Source organism: Verrucosispora sp. TAA-831 (assembly GCF_050780145.1).
Lineage (GTDB): Bacteria > Actinomycetota > Actinomycetes > Mycobacteriales > Micromonosporaceae > Micromonospora.
In genome coordinates this window covers 5,844,630-5,861,190 of sequence record NZ_CP192240.1, presented here as the reverse complement: position 1 = coordinate 5,861,190, position 16,561 = coordinate 5,844,630, and the positions used below count along the sequence as shown (strand labels likewise).

General features: G+C 70.6%; 12 protein-coding genes and 1 pseudogene. 9 read left to right on the top strand and 4 right to left on the bottom strand.

Going from position 1 to position 16,561, the window contains the following annotated elements; all coding sequences use genetic code 11:
• The first annotated feature begins 80 nt into the window (after window positions 1-80).
• Window positions 81-995, top strand: a complete 915-nt coding sequence (locus tag ACQVFL_RS26010; protein WP_396690974.1) for a CDP-alcohol phosphatidyltransferase family protein — start codon at window positions 81-83, stop codon at window positions 993-995.
• A 60-nt stretch (window positions 996-1,055) separates the two neighbouring features.
• Here ACQVFL_RS26010 and ACQVFL_RS26005 read toward each other — a convergent pair whose 3' ends face one another.
• The 3 genes and pseudogenes from ACQVFL_RS26005 to ACQVFL_RS25995 all read right to left on the bottom strand — a co-directional run bounded on the left by ACQVFL_RS26005 (window position 1,056) and on the right by ACQVFL_RS25995 (window position 4,563).
• Window positions 1,056-2,303 (bottom strand): phosphatidylserine decarboxylase, encoded by a 1,248-nt coding sequence (locus ACQVFL_RS26005; protein WP_396690385.1) that lies wholly within the window; start codon window positions 2,301-2,303, stop codon window positions 1,056-1,058.
• A 346-nt stretch (window positions 2,304-2,649) separates the two neighbouring features.
• Window positions 2,650-2,833, bottom strand: a pseudogene (locus tag ACQVFL_RS26000) (hypothetical protein); the annotation flags it as partial.
• Entirely contained in the window at window positions 2,830-4,563 is a 1,734-nt protein-coding gene (locus ACQVFL_RS25995; protein WP_431727794.1) for a PspC domain-containing protein, read from the bottom strand. The gene ACQVFL_RS25995 and the pseudogene ACQVFL_RS26000, both read right to left, overlap by 4 nt.
• 170 nt (window positions 4,564-4,733) lie before the next feature.
• On the opposite strand from ACQVFL_RS25995, the gene ACQVFL_RS25990 reads away from it, so the two are divergent.
• The 7 genes from ACQVFL_RS25990 (at window position 4,734) to ACQVFL_RS25960 (ending at window position 13,111) form a co-directional block, all read left to right on the top strand.
• Window positions 4,734-6,002, top strand: a complete 1,269-nt coding sequence (locus ACQVFL_RS25990; protein WP_396690976.1) for a PspC domain-containing protein — start codon at window positions 4,734-4,736, stop codon at window positions 6,000-6,002.
• Window positions 5,999-6,685: a response regulator gene (locus ACQVFL_RS25985; RefSeq protein WP_396690389.1), complete on the top strand. Its 687-nt coding sequence runs from the start codon at window positions 5,999-6,001 to the stop codon at window positions 6,683-6,685. Before ACQVFL_RS25990 ends, ACQVFL_RS25985 begins: the two co-directional genes overlap by 4 nt.
• Before the next feature lie 374 nt (window positions 6,686-7,059).
• Window positions 7,060-8,697, top strand: coding sequence for a peptide ABC transporter substrate-binding protein (locus tag ACQVFL_RS25980; RefSeq protein ID WP_396690391.1), 1,638 nt, complete (start codon window positions 7,060-7,062; stop codon window positions 8,695-8,697).
• A 100-nt stretch (window positions 8,698-8,797) separates the two neighbouring features.
• Window positions 8,798-9,808, top strand: coding sequence for an ABC transporter permease (locus ACQVFL_RS25975; RefSeq protein WP_396690393.1), 1,011 nt, complete (start codon window positions 8,798-8,800; stop codon window positions 9,806-9,808).
• Between the two features lie 157 nt (window positions 9,809-9,965).
• Window positions 9,966-10,904 carry an ABC transporter permease gene (locus ACQVFL_RS25970; RefSeq protein WP_396690395.1) on the top strand — a complete coding sequence of 313 codons (939 nt, stop codon included), beginning with the start codon at window positions 9,966-9,968 and terminating at the stop codon, window positions 10,902-10,904.
• 166 nt (window positions 10,905-11,070) lie between these two features.
• Entirely contained in the window at window positions 11,071-12,108 is a 1,038-nt protein-coding gene (locus ACQVFL_RS25965) for an ABC transporter ATP-binding protein (protein WP_396690397.1), read from the top strand.
• On the top strand, window positions 12,101-13,111 hold the full coding sequence (locus tag ACQVFL_RS25960; RefSeq protein WP_396690399.1) for an ABC transporter ATP-binding protein: 1,011 nt from the start codon (window positions 12,101-12,103) through the stop codon (window positions 13,109-13,111). The genes ACQVFL_RS25965 and ACQVFL_RS25960 overlap by 8 nt, the downstream gene beginning before the upstream one ends.
• 347 nt (window positions 13,112-13,458) lie before the next feature.
• Here the strand turns inward: ACQVFL_RS25960 and ACQVFL_RS25955 are convergent, their stop codons facing one another.
• Window positions 13,459-13,830 (bottom strand): chorismate mutase, encoded by a 372-nt coding sequence (locus ACQVFL_RS25955; protein WP_431729895.1) that lies wholly within the window; start codon window positions 13,828-13,830, stop codon window positions 13,459-13,461.
• A gap of 331 nt (window positions 13,831-14,161) precedes the next feature.
• Between ACQVFL_RS25955 and pcrA the strand changes: the two genes are divergently transcribed.
• The gene (gene pcrA, locus ACQVFL_RS25950) at window positions 14,162-16,555 is read left to right on the top strand and encodes a DNA helicase PcrA (RefSeq protein WP_396690401.1); all 2,394 of its coding nucleotides are present in this window, start codon (window positions 14,162-14,164) and stop codon (window positions 16,553-16,555) included.
• Window positions 16,556-16,561: the final 6 nt, after the last annotated feature.

Sequence of the window (16,561 nt, the reverse complement as noted above, 5' to 3'; positions counted from 1 at the left end):
GAAGCGTGCCGAGAGCCCCATGGCGCCGGCGTCGTACCACTGACAGCCCGCGTCCCGCCGGACGCAACTGGACGGGCCCGCTGCGCCGCAGCGGCAGTCTTGCCCGCCAGGTCCTGTTGGTCCGCGTCGGTCGTCGAGGTGTGGAGGGGGGCGGCACGGCTGACGTGCTGCCCGAGCCGAGGTACCAGGACCGCCCGCGTCGCCGGTACGGTCTGCAGCGGTTCCACCGCACACGGATCGAGACAATCGCCCCGGCCGGCCCCGCCGTCGTGCCGACCGGAGCCCAGGAGAGCGTCGAGACACCGGTCCCGCTGCTCCCGGGCGAGCGGACGATGGCCCGGCGGATGAAGTTCGCCCTGGTCAACGCCTGCACACTGGCCAGCCTGGTGCTGGGCATCAACGCGATCTTCGTCGCCATGCGTGGCGACGTACGACTGGCCGCCCTGCTGCTCATCGCCTGCGTCGCCTTCGACGGTCTCGACGGCGCGCTGGCCCGCAAGCTCGGAGTCTCCAGCCCGTTCGGCGCGCAGATGGACTCACTCGCCGACATGTGCTCGTTCGGTCTCGCCGCGCCGGTGGTGGTCTACGCCTCGCTCGCCGGTGAGGTGCCGACGGCCGCCGCCGGGGTGGCCGCCGCACTGGTCGCGGCGTGCGCCGCGATCCGGCTGGCCCGCTTCAACGTCTCGCCCCAGGACGGCCGCTTCTTCTGCGGCGTGCCGACCACCATGGCGGCGGCGGTACTCGCCCTGATGGTCGTGATCGGCCTGCCGGTGCCGGGTGTGGTGCAGGTGGCCGGGGTGGCGCTGCTCGCCTTCACCATGGTCAGCAGCTTCCCGTACGCCAAGCTCGCGCGGCTGGTCAAGCTGCCGCCGTGGGTCTGGGTGGCCCCGGTGCTCGGCGCGCTGATCGACATCCGGGTCACGTTCGGGCTGATCGTGGTGGGTTACCTGGTCAGCGGTCCGGTGCTCTGGCTGCGGCAGCGTCGCACCATCTGATCGACATCGCGAGAAGGGGCGCCGCGGTCGGAAGACCACGGCGCCCCTTTCCTGTGTCGGTCAGCGCCAACGGGCGATGACGCTCGACCCGCCGACGACCTTGTCGCCCGGCCCGACCAGCGGCTCGGCGGCCTCGGCCGGCAGATACACGTCGGTACGCGAGCCGAACCGGATCAGGCCGAACCGCTCGCCCCGGGCCAGCAGCGCGCCGATCGGGGCCCGCTGCACGATCCGCCGTGCGATCAGGCCGGTCCGCTGGGCCACCACGACGGTGCCGTGGGCGGTGTCCAGCACCGTGTACGCGGCCACGTTGTGCTCCGCGTCCGGCTTCATCGCGTTGACGAACCCGCCGTCGGCGACGAAGTAGTCCACCACCTTGCCCGCCACCGGTGCGCGGTTGACGTGCACGTCGAGCACCGAGAGGAAGACGGCGACCCGCAGGAACTCGCCGTCGCCGAAGCGCTCGTCGTGCAGGCGCTGCACGGACAGCACCTCACCGTCGGCGGCGGCCACCACGGCCGACGGGTCCTCCGGCACGTCCCGCTCCGGGTCGCGGAAGAAGGCGGCCACGGGTGCGGCGGCCAGCGCGGGCAGCAACCAGAGCTTCGACTTCGGCCGGGCCAGGCGGGTCAGCGCGGCCAGACCGAGGGCGATGCCGGCGGCGGCCACCCCGTTGGAGTCGATGTGCATGTCGCGGGTCAGCGGCACGCTCGACGGCCGGTAGGCGGGGGCGAGGCGCTCCGCCGACGCGGCGTCGGCCGGCGTGAACCGGAGCCGGTACACGCGTACCGGCGGAGAGTTGCGCAGCACCAGGTCTGCGCCGACGCCGTGCAGCGCGCCCTGCCGCTCCAATTCCGCGGCGGCGCCGGCGGTCCGGGCGACCGCCGTGGACACGGTGAGCACACCGCCGTCGGCGAGGTACTTGGTCAGCTCCTCGACGGCGCTCCGGGTCTCGTCCGCGGTGCCGACGAACGGCTCACCGGCGACCACCACGGTGGCGGGTTCGGCCTCGGTGAGGCTGTCCACCACCCGGACCCGGTCGGCGACCCAGCGCCCCTGGGCGGTGACGTGTTCCCGCAGCGCCGTCGCGCTGACCCGCTCGGTGGGCACCAGGGTGAGGGTGTCGCCGGGCAGCAGCGCGTCGATGGCCGCGGCCAGCACAGCGGACTCCGGGGCGGCGCCCACCAGCAGGGCGGCCTTCGGGTCGTTGATCCGAGCGAACTCGGCGACGAGGGTACGGGCGGCGCGCTCGCCGAGGCGGACCGGACCGGACCGCCCGGGGACACGCACGGCGGGGGACTGGGTCATGTCGAACGGGCTCCTGACGGGGTAGAGGCGACTGTCGCGAGATCACCGCCAGCGGCGGGGCCGGACCCGCCGCGGACGGCCCGCGCGAGCCGGCGGCCAGCGCAGGACGTCCTGCGGCGTGGACCGGCCGGCGGAGGCGGGAGCACACCGGCCAGCATAGGCGGCTGACGACAGCCGTCGCATGGTCAGGCGGCGGGCCCCCGTGGCGGCGTGGACGACGTGTCGTCGCCGTAGGGGAGATCGAGGGTCGGCGAGTCCGGGTCGGTCGCCGACGATGCGCCCGGAGCGGCGTCCGGGTCGCCGGTCGACGGGTCGGCCGCGGTGGCCCCGTCCGCCGACGGGCCGTGCCGGCTGGACCGCAGCGCGCCGACCAGTCCGAGCACACCGATCAGGATCAGGCCGCCGGCCAGGAACCAGCCCACCGGCGGCAGGACCAGGCCGAGTACCTGGGCCAGCAGCCACCAGGCCGAGAGCAGGAGGAAGAGCAGCCCGAAGGCGAACGACACCAGGTCCGTGCGATGCACCCTCACCGGGTCACCTCCATGTGTCCGGCGTTGATCTGCAGGTTGAGGCGGAGCTTGCCGCCACCCGCACCGTCCGCGCCGAGGTCGACGATCTCCGTGAGCCGGTTGTCCAGGCCGCCGGCACGCTGGCCGAAGACGTTGGCGTCACCGGCGGTGACATGTGCGTTGGCCGTCACGTCCACGTTGGGCGGGACGACCACGGTGGCCTCGCCGAAGTTGATGACCACGGTGATCTCGGTGTCCTTCTGGTCGAAGTCGACCGCGCGTAGGTCGAGCACCGCGTCGGAGAAACTCTGCTCGTACCGCACCGCGAGGTCGCGGTGGTCGGTGGGTGCCCAGGTCACGGTGCCGTCCACCCCACGGACCCGGTCGTACGACTCGGCGACCGTGGCGACCGCCAACGCGGCGGAGACCACCAGGCCGAGGGCGATGAGCCAGCGGGCCCGGCCGAACCAGGTGCCCACGAGCAGGCCCAGGGCGATCACGGCGAGGACCGCCGCGAAGTACGCCGACGCGCCGACGGGGAAGACGTCGAGCAGGTCGAGGATGCCCACCACACCCAGCGCGACGAAGATCAGCGAGAAGGTCACCGCACCGAGGGCGGACCGTTCGCGCGGCTTCTTCGGCGGCTTGGGCGGAGGCGGCGGCGGTACCACCGGGGTCTGCCCGGCGTACGGGCCGTGCGGGGCGAACGGGGCCCGGTAGGTCGGCGAGTGCGGCGGCACCACCGGTGGCGTCGGAGCGCCCATGGACGGCCACGGGGGTGTCGGCGGCAGGTACCGCGTGGGCTCCTCGGTCTGCCCGGCCGGACCGGATGACGGGGCGGGCGCGTGGAAGGCGGCCGGCGCGGTGAACGGCGGAACGGTGCGCCCGAACCCGCCGGCCGGCGGCGGGTATCCGGCGGGACCGGGGTAGCTCACCGGCGGCACCGGGCCGGGCGGACCGGCGGGTGGCGCCGGTGCTCCGCCCGGGCCGCCCGCCGGCTGCGGGGCGCGTTGCTGGTGGCGGTTGAGCAGCAGTGCGCCGCCGACCAGGATCGCCGCGCCGAGCAGCACCGCGCGGAAGGCGTCGGTGACGATGAAGCCGAAGCTGATCGCGACCAGGATGCTGAGCACGATCACGGTCACCGGCGACATGCTGGACCGACCCCGGCCGAGCATGGACTCGACCGGAGAGGCGGTGTCACCCTCACCCGGAATGATCAACCAGGCGGCGACGTAGAGCAGGATGCCGATGCCGCCGAAGAAGCCGAGCACCGCGAGCAGCACCCGCCAGAGCACCGGATCGGTGTTGGTGGCACGACCGACGGCGGCGCACACACCGGCCAGGTAGCGGCCGTCGCGGGGTCGGACCAACCCGTACCGCGAGGTGAACCCGGCGCCGCCGAAGTGCGACCAGGGGCCGTCCGACGGCGGCGGCCCGCCGGTCCCCCCGGGCGGCGGCGTGGCCGACGGGCCACCGGTGTACGCCGACCCGCCGTACCCACCGGCCCCGCCCGGCCCCCCCGGCCCGGCGGGGGGTGGCGTGCCGACCGGCGGCGGCGTCGCGTCCCAGGCCGTCGATCCCGCCGATGGCGGTGCGGCCGAGGTGCCGGAACCGTCCGGGGCGGTGCTCGGGGTGCCGGCCTCCTCCTGGACGGGGCCCGGTGGCCCGGGCGCGTCCGGTGCCGGGGTGTCGTGCCCCGGCGCCCTCTCCGTGGGCCCGGGCCGGTGCGGCTGAGCAGCGTCGTCGGTCATGTCTCGATACTGCTGCGCCACGGACCCGAGCGACCTCCGGAGCCGACCCTGACCCCACCCTGAGATCGGCGGGCCGGTGAAGTCCGGGGCGTCCCCGTGGTCGGCCGACCACCGCGCGTGTGACGATCGGACCAGCGCCGCCGCACCGTCCGTCTCCGGCGCGAGCCGTCCTGACCAGGGAGTACGTGATCAGCACCGTCGTTGGGCCGCCGCGCCTCTACCGTGCCCCGGAACACCGGATGGCCGCCGGGGTGGCGGCCGGCATCGCCGAGCACCTCGGTGTCCCGGTACTCCGGGTCCGGGTCGCCTTCATGGTGCTGCTCGGGCTGAGCGGGCTCGGCCTGCTGCTCTACGCGGCGTTCTGGGCCGTCGTGCCGCTGCGGCCGGGAGACACCGCCGTACCGCCCCGGCGGGAGTTCGGGCAGTTGCTGCCGTTCGTGGCGATCGGGCTGGGCGCTCTGCTGGTCCAGGTGGTGCTCTTCGACTCGGTGGGTGCCGCGGGCACCGCCGGGTGGCTGGTCGCGATCATCGCGGTGGGAGCCGGCGTGATCTGGCACCAGTCGACCCCGGAACGGCGGCGGCAGTGGGGCGAGTCGATGCCGGTGCCGTGGCTCGGCGCGGTGGTGGAGGAGAGCGACCGGCGGGCCTTCGTGCTCCGGTTCGTCGGCGGTGGGGTACTGGTCGCCGTCGGCATCATCGGCGTCGCCGCCGTGTACTCCCCGGCGCAGAACCTCGACGCGGTGATCAACGGCGTGATCTTCGCGCTGGTCGGCCTGGCCGGCGTCGGGGTGGTGGCGGCGCCGGTGCTCTGGCGGACGTGGAACCAGCTCCGCTCCGAGCGCGAGGGACGCATTCGGGAGCAGGAACGGGCCGAGCTGGCGGCCATGGTGCACGACCAGGTGCTACACACCCTCGCGCTGATCCAGCGCAATGCCAGTGACGTGAAGGCCGTCCAGCGGCTGGCCCGGGGCCAGGAGCGCTCGTTGCGGAACTGGCTCTACAAGCCCACCGCGTCGCCCACCGAACGGTTCGCCGCCGCGTTGGAGCAGGCCGCAGCCGAGGTCGAGGACACCTTCGCGATCACCGTGGAGGCGGTGGTGGTCGGTGACCGGGAGACCGACGAACGGGTCGGCGCGCTGGTCGCCGCCGCGCGGGAGGCGCTGGTGAACGCCGCCCGGCACGCCGGGGTGCAGACCGTCTCGCTCTACGCCGAGGTGGAACCCGACCAGGTCAGCGTCTTCGTACGGGACCGGGGGGCGGGCTTCGATCCGGATACCGTGGAGGATCACCGGCACGGTGTACGGGGCTCGATCATCGGGCGGATGAAGCGACACGGCGGCCGGGCGGAGATCCGCTCCGGGCCGGGGGAGGGGACCGAGGTGCGACTGATCCTGCCGATCAGCCGGGACTCGGCCACGGCGGAAAGGGACAGATCATGACCGAGCAGTCGACGCCAGCGGCCGAGCCGACGGGAGCCGGACCCGAGCGGCTGCGCGTGTTCCTGGTCGACGACCACGCCATGTTCCGCGCCGGGGTACGGGCCGAACTGGGCGCGCACGTGGAGGTGGTGGGCGAGGCGAGCACGGTCTCCGAGGCGGTCAGCAGGATCGCGGCCATCGAACCGGACGTGGTGCTGCTCGACGTGCACATGCCCGACGGGGGCGGGCGTGCGGTGCTGGAGGCGATGCGGCGCAGCCACCCGCAGGTGCGGTTCCTGGCGCTCAGCGTCTCCGACGCCGCCGAGGACGTGATCGGGCTGATCCGCGCCGGTGCCCGGGGCTACGTCACCAAGACGATCTCGCCGGACGAGCTGGCCGCGGCGATCCGGCGGGTGGCCGACGGCGACGCCGTGTTCAGTCCCCGGCTGGCCGGGTTCGTGCTGGACGCGTTCGCGGCCCGCCCCGACGCTCCGGTCGCCGACCCCGAGCTGGACCAGCTCACCAACCGCGAGCGCGAGGTGCTTCGGCTGTTGGCCCGGGGGTACGCGTACAAGGAGATCGCCCGGGAGCTGTACATCTCGATCAAGACCGTCGAGACCCACGTCTCCAACGTGTTGCGCAAGCTCCAGATGTCCAACCGCTACGAGCTGTCCCGCTGGGCTGCGGACCGCCGGTTGGTGTGAGCGGACGGGGCTCGTTCCGACTCTTCGGAAGACGATCACCCGAGGAACTGATTCGGTCTCCCGTCTGGATTCGACATCCTCCTTTCGGTTAGGATTCGGGGCGACGTGGAGGGATTCACCTCAGGTTTCCTGGTCGATGCTTCGAGGTGATCCGGCCGCGCAGGCAATCGGCCATTCGGGCGCGAAAAAGCCGTTGACGGGCAGCTCATAGCATGCCTGTCGGGCGGTGTGGACGGGGCTCCGGGTCGATGTCGAGGCCGTCCCGGGCGGGTATCGGGTTGATAACACGCCTTTCGGCTTGGGCGCATCGGGTGTCACAGTGGCAGGCACCTCACAACCCCCTCGTGAGCCGAGCGCCCTGAGGAGGCACTCCCATGCGCGGGAAATTCCTGAAGGTGGCGGTCGCGGCGACCGCCACCGCCATGTTGGCCACCGCCTGTGGCGGTGGTAGCGACAACGACAACGACTCGAGCGGCCAGGCCGGCGGTACGTTGCGCGTCTACAACGCGGAGCCGGCGTTCCTGACGCCCTCCGGCGGTGACGACGAGCCGTCGCTGTACGTGATCCGCTCGCTGTTCCGTGGTCTGGTCAAGTACAACGCCGAGAGCGCCGCGGTCGAGATGGACCTGGCCGAGTCGGTCGAGTCGGACGACCAGAAGCTCTGGACGATCAAGATCAAGGACGGCTACACGTTCGACAACGGTGAGCCGGTCAACGCCGACGCCTTCATCCGTTCCTGGAACTTCGCGGCCTACAGCCCGAACGCCCAGAACAACGGCTACTTCATGAAGCGGATCGCCGGCATCAAGGACGTCCAGTCCGAGGACCCGGACGGCGACGGCCCGCAGAAGGCCCCGGAGCCGAAGGCCAAGGAGCTGTCCGGCCTGAAGAAGGTCGACGACCTGACCTTCACCGTCGAGCTGGAGGCCCCGTTCTCCGGCTTCCCGACCACGATCGGCTACCCGGGCTTCTTCCCGATGGCCGAGGCCTGCGTCGCCGACATCGCGGCCTGCAACGAGAAGCCGATCGGTAACGGCCCGTACAAGATCGACGGCAACTGGCAGCACAACGTCGCGATCAACGTGGTCCGCAGCGACAGCTGGAAGGGCGAGCCCGGCAAGCCGGACCGCATCGAGTACCGGATCTTCGCCGACATCGACGCCGGTTACGCCGCCTTCCAGGCCGGCGAGCTGGACGTGCTGTACACCGTGCCGCCGGCCCGGTACAAGGAGGCCAAGGCCACCTACGCCGACCGGATGTACGAGCAGCCGGGTGACAGCTTCACCTACGTCGGCATGCCGCTGTACCAGGACAACTTCAAGGACAAGCGGGTCCGCCAGGCGCTCTCGCTGTCGATCGACCGCCAGTCGATCATCGACGCCGTCTTCGACGGCCGGTTCACCCCGGCCACCGGCTTCGTCGCCCCGACCTTCGAGGGTGCGCGGGAGAACGTCACGCCGTACGCCAAGAAGGACGTCGAGAAGGCCAAGCAGCTGCTCGCCGAGGCCGGCGGCTGGCCGGCCGGTGAGAAGCTGATCCTGTGGGCCAACGCCGGTGCCGGCCACGACCAGTGGCTGCAGGCGGTCGGTGACCAGATCAAGGAGGCCCTGGGTATCGACTACGAGCTGCGGGTGAACCTGCAGTTCGCCGAGTACCTGGAGACCGCCGATCAGAAGAAGTTCACCGGTGGGTTCCGCCTCGGCTGGGGTCCGGACTACCCGTTCATGGAGACCTTCCTCTACCCGCTGTACGCCACGGGCTCGGGCAGCAACAACTCGACCTACAGCAACCCCGAGTTCGACGCCGCCATGAAGGAGGGTGACTCGGCCGACTCGATCCAGGCCGCGATCCCGTCCTACCAGAAGGCGGAGGACCTGGTCGGTGAGGACCTCCCGGTCATCCCGATGTGGTTCAACAAGGTTGGTGCCCTTTACAGCGAGAACGTCGACCAGTTCGTCTGGAACTCCGTCTCGGACGCCGACTACGCAGCGATTTCGCTGAAGCAGAACTGAGCTTCAACCGCCTGATCCTGCCGTAACACGACGTGGCGGCAACGGTCTCCCCACCAGGGTGATCGTTGCCGCCACGTCAGCGCCGAGAGGAGACCCCGACATGGGGCGCTACGTCATTCGACGGTTGCTCCAGTTCATCCCCACCGTGCTGGGCACCATGTTCCTGCTCCACTACCTGACTTCACTGGCGATCCAGTTCAGCGGGAACCCGGTCCGGGCGCTGTTCGGGGACCGGACGCCGCCGCCCGCGCTGCTGGAGGCGATCACCGAGCGACTCGGCTACGGTGACCCCTGCCTCGACCAGAAGGGCAACCCCTGCTTCGGGCTCTTCGTGGACCGGCTGCAGGGCATCTTCCTGAACTTCGACTTCGGCATCAACCTGCGCCAGCGCGAGGTCACCGACCTGGTGGCGGACGCCATTCCGTTCACGCTCAAGCTGCTGCTCATCGCCATCGTCTTCGAGGCGGTCGTGGGTATCGCCGCCGGTGTGCTCGCCGGCCTGCGCGGCGGCAGTTTCGCCGACTACACGGTGAAGATCAGCACGGTCTTCGTCATCTCGGTGCCGATCTTCGTGCTCGGCCTGGTCGTGCGGGAGTTCGTCGGCGTCAAGTTCGGCAACGTGCTGCGGGGCCAGAGCTGGATCCCCGACGTGATCTCCACCGGTATGTTCAGCCCAGGCTTCAAGCCCGACTATCCCTGGGCGAGTCTGATCATCCCGGGCATGGTGCTCGGTGCGACGTCGCTGGCGGTCACCGCCCGGCTCACCCGGACCAGCATCATGGAGAACATCCGGGCCGACTACGTCCGGACGGCGAAGGCCAAGGGCCTGACCACCAAGCGCGTCATCGGTGTGCACACGCTGCGTAACTCGCTGATCCCCGTGATCACCTTCCTCGGCGTCGACATCGGCGCCGCGATGGCCGGCGCGGTGGTCACCGAGACCATCTTCAACGTGCCGGGCATCGGTCGGCTGGTGACGATGTCCGCGCGTACCGGCGAGTCCTCGGTGGTGATCGGCGTGGTGACCATGCTGGTGCTGGTCGTCCTGATCGCCAACCTGCTGGTCGACCTCCTCTACGCCGTGCTCGACCCGAGGATCCGCTATGAGTGACCGGACCGTGGTGACGATGCCGACGCAGGATCTTCCGACCGCTCCCGGGTGCCGGTGGAGCGAAACGAGGTATGGACATGAGTGAGCGTAGCGAGCGAATCTTCAGGCTCAGTGCGTTGGTGCCTCGTGGCGGCGCGGAGCGAAGCGGAGCGTCGGCATGAGTGACCTGAGTAGTGCGGGCGCCGCCGTCGGCGGTGCGCCGGTGGCCGGTGACGGCCCCACGACCGATGCGCCGGTCGGTGGCAAGGAGCGCAGCGCCAGTCTCTGGGCGGACGCCCGGCGGCAGTTGCTTCGCGACCCGGTCTTCATGATCGCTTCCCTGTACATCCTCGTGGTGGGCTCGATGGCGGCCTTCCCGAAGCTCTGGACCAGCCAGGACCCGCGTGCCTGCAACACCGACCGGTCCCGGATCTCGCCCAGTTGGGAGCACCCGTTCGGGTACGACATCCTGGGCTGCGACTACTACTCGCACGCGATCTACGGCGCGCGGCCGTCGATGGTCATCGCGGTCATGGCGACCGGTGGCATCGTGCTGGTCGGTGGCACGCTCGGCCTGCTCGCCGGCTACTACGGCGGCTGGGTCGACACGATCATCTCCCGGGTGATGGACATCGTCCTGTCGCTGCCGTTCCTGCTCGGCGCGATCGTGTTCCTCACGGTCATCAAGCGGCAGAACATCTGGACCCTGACCCTGGTGCTGTTCCTGCTCGCCTGGCCGACCATCGCCCGGATCACCCGAGGTAGCGTCATCTCCTCGAAGGACCTGGACTACGTACACGCGGCCAAGGCGGTCGGTGCCCGCAACTCGCGGCTGATGTTCCGGCACATCCTGCCGAACGCGATCGCCCCGATGCTGGTGTACGCCACCATCGTGCTCGGTTCGTTCGTCGCCGCGGAGGCCACGCTGACCTTCCTCGGTGTCGGGCTCCAGCCGCCGGCGCAGTCGTGGGGCATCATGATCTCGGTGCACCAGGTCTACTTCCTGGAGGACCCGTGGCTGCTGCTCTTCCCGTGTGGTCTGCTGGTCGGCACGGTGCTCTCCTTCATTCTGATGGGTGACGCACTGCGTGACGCCCTCGACCCGAAGTTCCGGTGATTCCGAATGAGTGAGCGGAGCGAGCGAATCTTCAGGCTCAGTGCGTTGGTGCCTCGTGCCGGCGCGGAGCGAAGCGGAGTGTCGGCATGAGTGAGCGGAGCGAGCGAATCTTCAGGCTCAGTGCGTTGGTGCCTCGTGCCGGCGCGGAGCGAAGCGGAGTGTCGGCATGAGCAGTGATGTGAACGTCAAGTTGGACGCGCTGCCGGGCCTCGACCCGAACGCGTTGCCACTACAGGTCAAGAACCTGCAGGTGGAGTTCCGTACCCGTAACGGCGTGGCTCGCGCGGTCAACGGGGTGAGCTTCGACGTGCGGGCCGGCGAGACCCGGGCGATCCTCGGTGAGTCGGGCTGCGGCAAGAGCGTGACCGCCCAGGCGATCATGGGCATCCTGGACAGCCCGCCCGGGTTCGTCACCGGTGGCGAGATCCTGTACCGGGGTGTCGACCTGCTCAAGCTGCCGGAGTCCGAGCGCCGCAAGGTGCGCGCGAACCGGATCGCGATGATCTTCCAGGATGCGCTCTCCGCGCTGAACCCGGTCTTCACCGTCGGGTTCCAGCTCGGCGAGTTGTTCCGCAAGCACCGGGGCATGTCCCGCAAGGACGCCAAGGCCCGAGCCGTCGAACTGCTCGACCTGGTCAAGATCCCGGCGGCGCAGCAGCGGGTGAACGACTACCCGCACCAGTTCTCCGGCGGTATGCGGCAGCGGGTCATGATCGCCATGGCGTTGGCGCTCGACCCCGAGGTGCTGATCGCGGACGAGCCGACCACCGCACTGGACGTGACCGTGCAGGCCCAGATCATGGCCCTGCTGGCCGAGCTCCAGCGGGAACGGAACATGGCGCTGGTGCTGATCACCCACGACATGGGTGTGGTGGCCGACGTGGCCGACCGGATCTCCGTCATGTACGCCGGTCGGGTCATCGAGGAAGCCGGCGTGGACGACATCTACGCCACCCCGGCCCACCCGTACACCAAGGGTCTGCTGGAGTCGATCCCGCGGCTGGACCTCAAGGGTCAGGAGCTCAGCGCCATCAAGGGTCTGCCCCCGGCGCTGACCAACATCCCGCCGGGGTGTGCCTTCAACCCTCGCTGCCGCTACACCCAGGACGTTTGCAAGCAGGACCCGGCGCCGCCGCTGTACCAGGTGTCGCCGAGCCGGACGGCTGCCTGCCACTTCTGGAAGGAGGTCAAGGGCGATGAGTGACGTGGTGTTGGAGACCCGCGACCTGGTAAAGCACTTCCCGCTGACCCGGGGCATCGTCTTCAAGAAGCAGGTCGGCGCGGTCCGCGCGGTCGACGGGATCAACCTGGAGCTGCGGCGCGGCGAGACCCTCGGCATCGTGGGCGAGTCCGGCTGCGGTAAGTCGACGTTGGCGCGGATGCTCGTCGGTCTGGAGACGCCGACCTCCGGTGACCTGTTCGTGCAGGGCAAGAACATGGCCAAGGTCGGTGCCGAGGAACGGCGTCGGGGCCGGCGGAACATCCAACTGGTGATGCAGGATCCGTACACCTCGCTGAACCCGCGGATGACCGTCGGCGACATCATCGGTGAGCCGTTCGAGGTGCACCCGGACGTGGTGCCGAAGGGCCAGCGTCGGCCCAAGGTGCAGGAGCTGCTGGAGCTGGTCGGCCTGAACCCCGACCACATCAACCGCTATCCGCACCAGTTCTCCGGCGGCCAGCGGCAGCGGATCGGCATCGCCCGGGCGCTGGCGCTCAACCCCGAGATCATCCTCTGTGACGAGCCGGTCTCGGCCCTGGACGTCTCCATCCAGGCGCAGGTGATCAACCTGCTGGAGAAGCTCCAGAACGAGCTGGGTCTGTCGTACATCTTCATCGCCCACGACCTGTCCGTGGTGCGGCACATCGCCGACCGGGTCGCGGTGATGTACCTCGGCAAGATCGTCGAGGTCGGCACCGAGGACCAGATCTACGAGACGCCCACGCATCCGTACACCCAGGCATTGCTGTCCGCGGTGCCGGTGCCGGACCCGAAGCTGCGTGGGCACCGCGACCAGATCGTCCTGACCGGCGACGTCCCGTCGCCGGCCAACCCGCCGTCCGGCTGCCGGTTCCGCACCCGCTGCTGGAAGGCCCAGGACGTCTGCGCGGAAGAGGAGCCACTGCTGCAGATCAGGGACAAGTCCGGCCACCCGAGCGCCTGCCACTTCGCCGAGGTCCGCGACGTGGTGCACGCGACGGAGTAGCCACACAGACGCCGTCGTGGCCGGTCATCCAAACCGGGAGCGGCGGTGAAGGTAGTGCCTCCTCAGTGATTCGGGGCGTCGGCCGTCACCAGCGGCCGGCGCCCCGGTCCGTGTCCGAGCCGCCGTGTCCGCACTGCCGGCGTCCGGGCCGCTGCGCCCGCGCTGCCGTCCGGACTCGTGCCCGCGCTGCCGCGTCCGGGCCGGTGTGGCCGGGCCGCCGCGTTCGGGCCGCCATGGCCGATTAGCTGTTGTCCGGGCCGCCATGGCCGGGCCGCCCTTGGTCGGCCCGGCGTCCGCTCACGTGGACCGCCGGTCCCCGGTCTGCCACTCGGATCGATCCGTCCGGGTCAGAGCGGTCCGCGACCGGCCCGCAGCAACAGCAGCGCCAACTGGGTGCCGTCGGCACCGAGGGCGACCCGGAAGCGCTCCAGGATCTCCTGCTCCCGGGAGAGCACCAGCCGGGTGCCCCCGGAGGCCATCCGGGTCGCACCGACCTCGCGGGACAGGGCGGCCCGCTCCTGCCACAGCTCGACGATCGTGCGGTCGATCTCGTCGATCCGGACCCGGATCTCGGCGATGCGGGCGGCAGCGCCCGGTTCCGCGGTGCCGGTGCCCGGGGTGTCCGCGGCGGGACCGGTGCCGCCGTTCGCGCCGGTGTCGTTCGCGTTGGTGCCGTTCGGGGTGGTGCCGGACTCGCCTGGGACGCCGTTCTGCTCCATCACGTCTGTCATCTTCGGGTACCTCTCACGGTGTGGTGCCCGGTGCCCGGATCCCGGGACGACGAAAGCCCCGGACTCCGAGAGCCCGGGGCTTTTCGTAGGTCTTGTCGATCAGGCGCGACCTACGGCTGCCGGACTCCCGGGGCCGTAGTAAAAGTAGAAGCGCTGGTCGAACACGCCGTCGAGTATGCCCGCCGCGGACGCCGCCGCGCAAGGAAACCCGTAAGGAAGGGACCCTTCCTATACACGAGGCGTTAGTAGGGGGCCCTTCCTTTCACCAAGGGCGGCGCGGGGCGGGGATGTCGGGGCGGCGGCATAGACTCGCCCTGCGATGCATCCTCTCTTCGACATCCCCGCGTCCCCGTCCGCGCCCGAGCCCGACCGGGCGCTGCCGCCGCGCCGGCCGGCTCCCGGCCGCCTCGACCCGTCCGAGTTGGTGGAGGGCCTCAACGGCCCCCAGCGGGACGCGGTCACCCACGCCGGCTCACCGCTGTTGATCGTCGCCGGTGCCGGTTCCGGCAAGACCCGGGTCCTGACCCACCGGATCGCGTACCTGCTCGCCGCGCGGGACGTGCATCCCGGCGAGATCATCGCGATCACCTTCACCAACAAGGCCGCCGGCGAGATGAAGGAGCGGGTGGCCGCCCTGGTCGGGCCGCGTGCGCGGCTGATGTGGGTCTCCACGTTCCACTCCGCCTGCGTACGGATCCTGCGGGCCGAGCACGAGCACGCCGGGCTCAAGTCCACCTTCTCGATCTACGACGCCGACGACTCCCGCCGACTGATGCAGATGGTCACGCGCGAGCTCGACCTGGATCCGAAGCGCTATCCGGCGCGGGGCCTGGCGGCCCAGGTCTCCAACCTGAAGAACGAGTTGGTCGACCCGGAGACCTTCGCCGACCGGGCGTCGGGGCCGAACGAGCGGGCGCTGGCCGAGGCGTACACGTTGTACCAACGTCGCCTGCGTGAGGCGCACGCGCTCGACTTCGACGACCTGATCATGACGACGGTGCACCTGCTCCAGTCGCATCCGCACGTCGCCGAGACCTACCGCCGCCGGTTCCGGCACGTGCTGGTCGACGAGTACCAGGACACCAACCACGCGCAGTACGTCCTGATCAAGGAGCTGGTCTCGGGCACGGACGGGCTGGCCCCGGCGGAGTTGTGCGTGGTCGGTGACGCGGACCAGTCGATCTACGCCTTCCGGGGCGCGACGATCCGCAACATCCTGGAGTTCGAACGCGACTTCGGCGACGCCCGCACCATCCTGCTGGAGCAGAACTACCGCTCCACCCAGACCATCCTGAACGCGGCCAACGCGGTGATCGACCGCAACACCTCGCGCAAGCCGAAGCGGCTGTGGAGCGACGCCGGGGCGGGCGAGCAGATCGTCGGGTACGTCGCCGACACCGAGCACGCCGAGGCGGACTGGGTGGGTCGGGAGATCGACCGGCTGGTCGACGCCGACGAGGCCCGGCCGGGCGACGTGGCGGTCTTCTACCGCACCAACGCGCAGTCCCGCGTCTTCGAGGAGGTGTTCATCCGGGTCGGCCTGCCGTACAAGGTCGTCGGCGGGGTGCGCTTCTACGAGCGCAAGGAGGTCCGCGACGCGTTGGCCTATCTGCGTGCGGTGGTCAACGACGACGACACGGTGAGTCTGCGCCGGATCCTGAACACGCCCCGCCGGGGCATCGGCGACCGGGCCGAGGCGTGTGTGGAGGCACTGTCCAGCCGGGACCGCATCTCGTTCGGCGCGGCGCTGCGTCGGGCCAAGGACGCGCCGGGCATCTCCACCCGCGCGGCCAACGGCATCGCCGACTTCGTGGCGCTGCTCGACGCCGCCCGGGAGGTGGCCGTCGACGGCACCCCGGAGGAGGTGCTGGAGGCGGTGCTGACCCGCTCGGGCTACCTGAGCGAGCTGGAGGAGAGCCTGGACCCGCAGGACGCGGGCCGGGTGGACAACCTCCAGGAGCTGGTCAGCGTGGCCCGGGAGTACACCGAACGGATCGAGGCGAGCGGCGCGGAGGGGGAGCGGGCCACGCTGGCCGGTTTCCTGGAGCAGGTGGCCCTGGTGGCCGACGCCGACCAGATACCCGCGGACGATCCCGAACACCAGGGCGTGGTCACGTTGATGACCCTGCACACCGCCAAGGGGCTGGAGTTCCCGGTGGTCTTCCTGACCGGCCTGGAGGACGGCGTCTTCCCGCATCTGCGCTCGCTGGGCGACACCCGTGAGCTGGAGGAGGAGCGGCGGCTGGCGTACGTGGGCATCACCCGTGCCCGGCAGCGCCTCTACCTGTCCCGTGCGGTGACCCGGTCGGCGTGGGGACAGCCGGCGTACAACCCGCCGTCGCGGTTCCTGGAGGAGCTGCCGACCGAGCTGGTCCGTTGGGAGCGCACCGAGGGGTCGTACACCTCCTGGGGCGGTGGTGGCGGCGGCGTGGGCGGTCGCGCGGACCGGGTGGGCGGCGGCTTCACCGGCGGTACGCCCCGCGCGGTCCAGTTGGCCCGCAAGCTCGGCGTGGACGGCAGTCGGCTGGCCACCGCGAGCGAGCTGCCGCAGGGCCCCAAGGTCTCCGCCGGGGACCGGGTCAACCACCAGCGGTACGGACTCGGTCGGGTGGTCACGGTGGAGGGCCACGGCCCGGGTGCCCGCGCGCAGATCGACTTCGGCGACCAGACGTTGTGGCTGGTGCTGCGGCACGCCCCGATCGAGAAGATCTGACGGGTC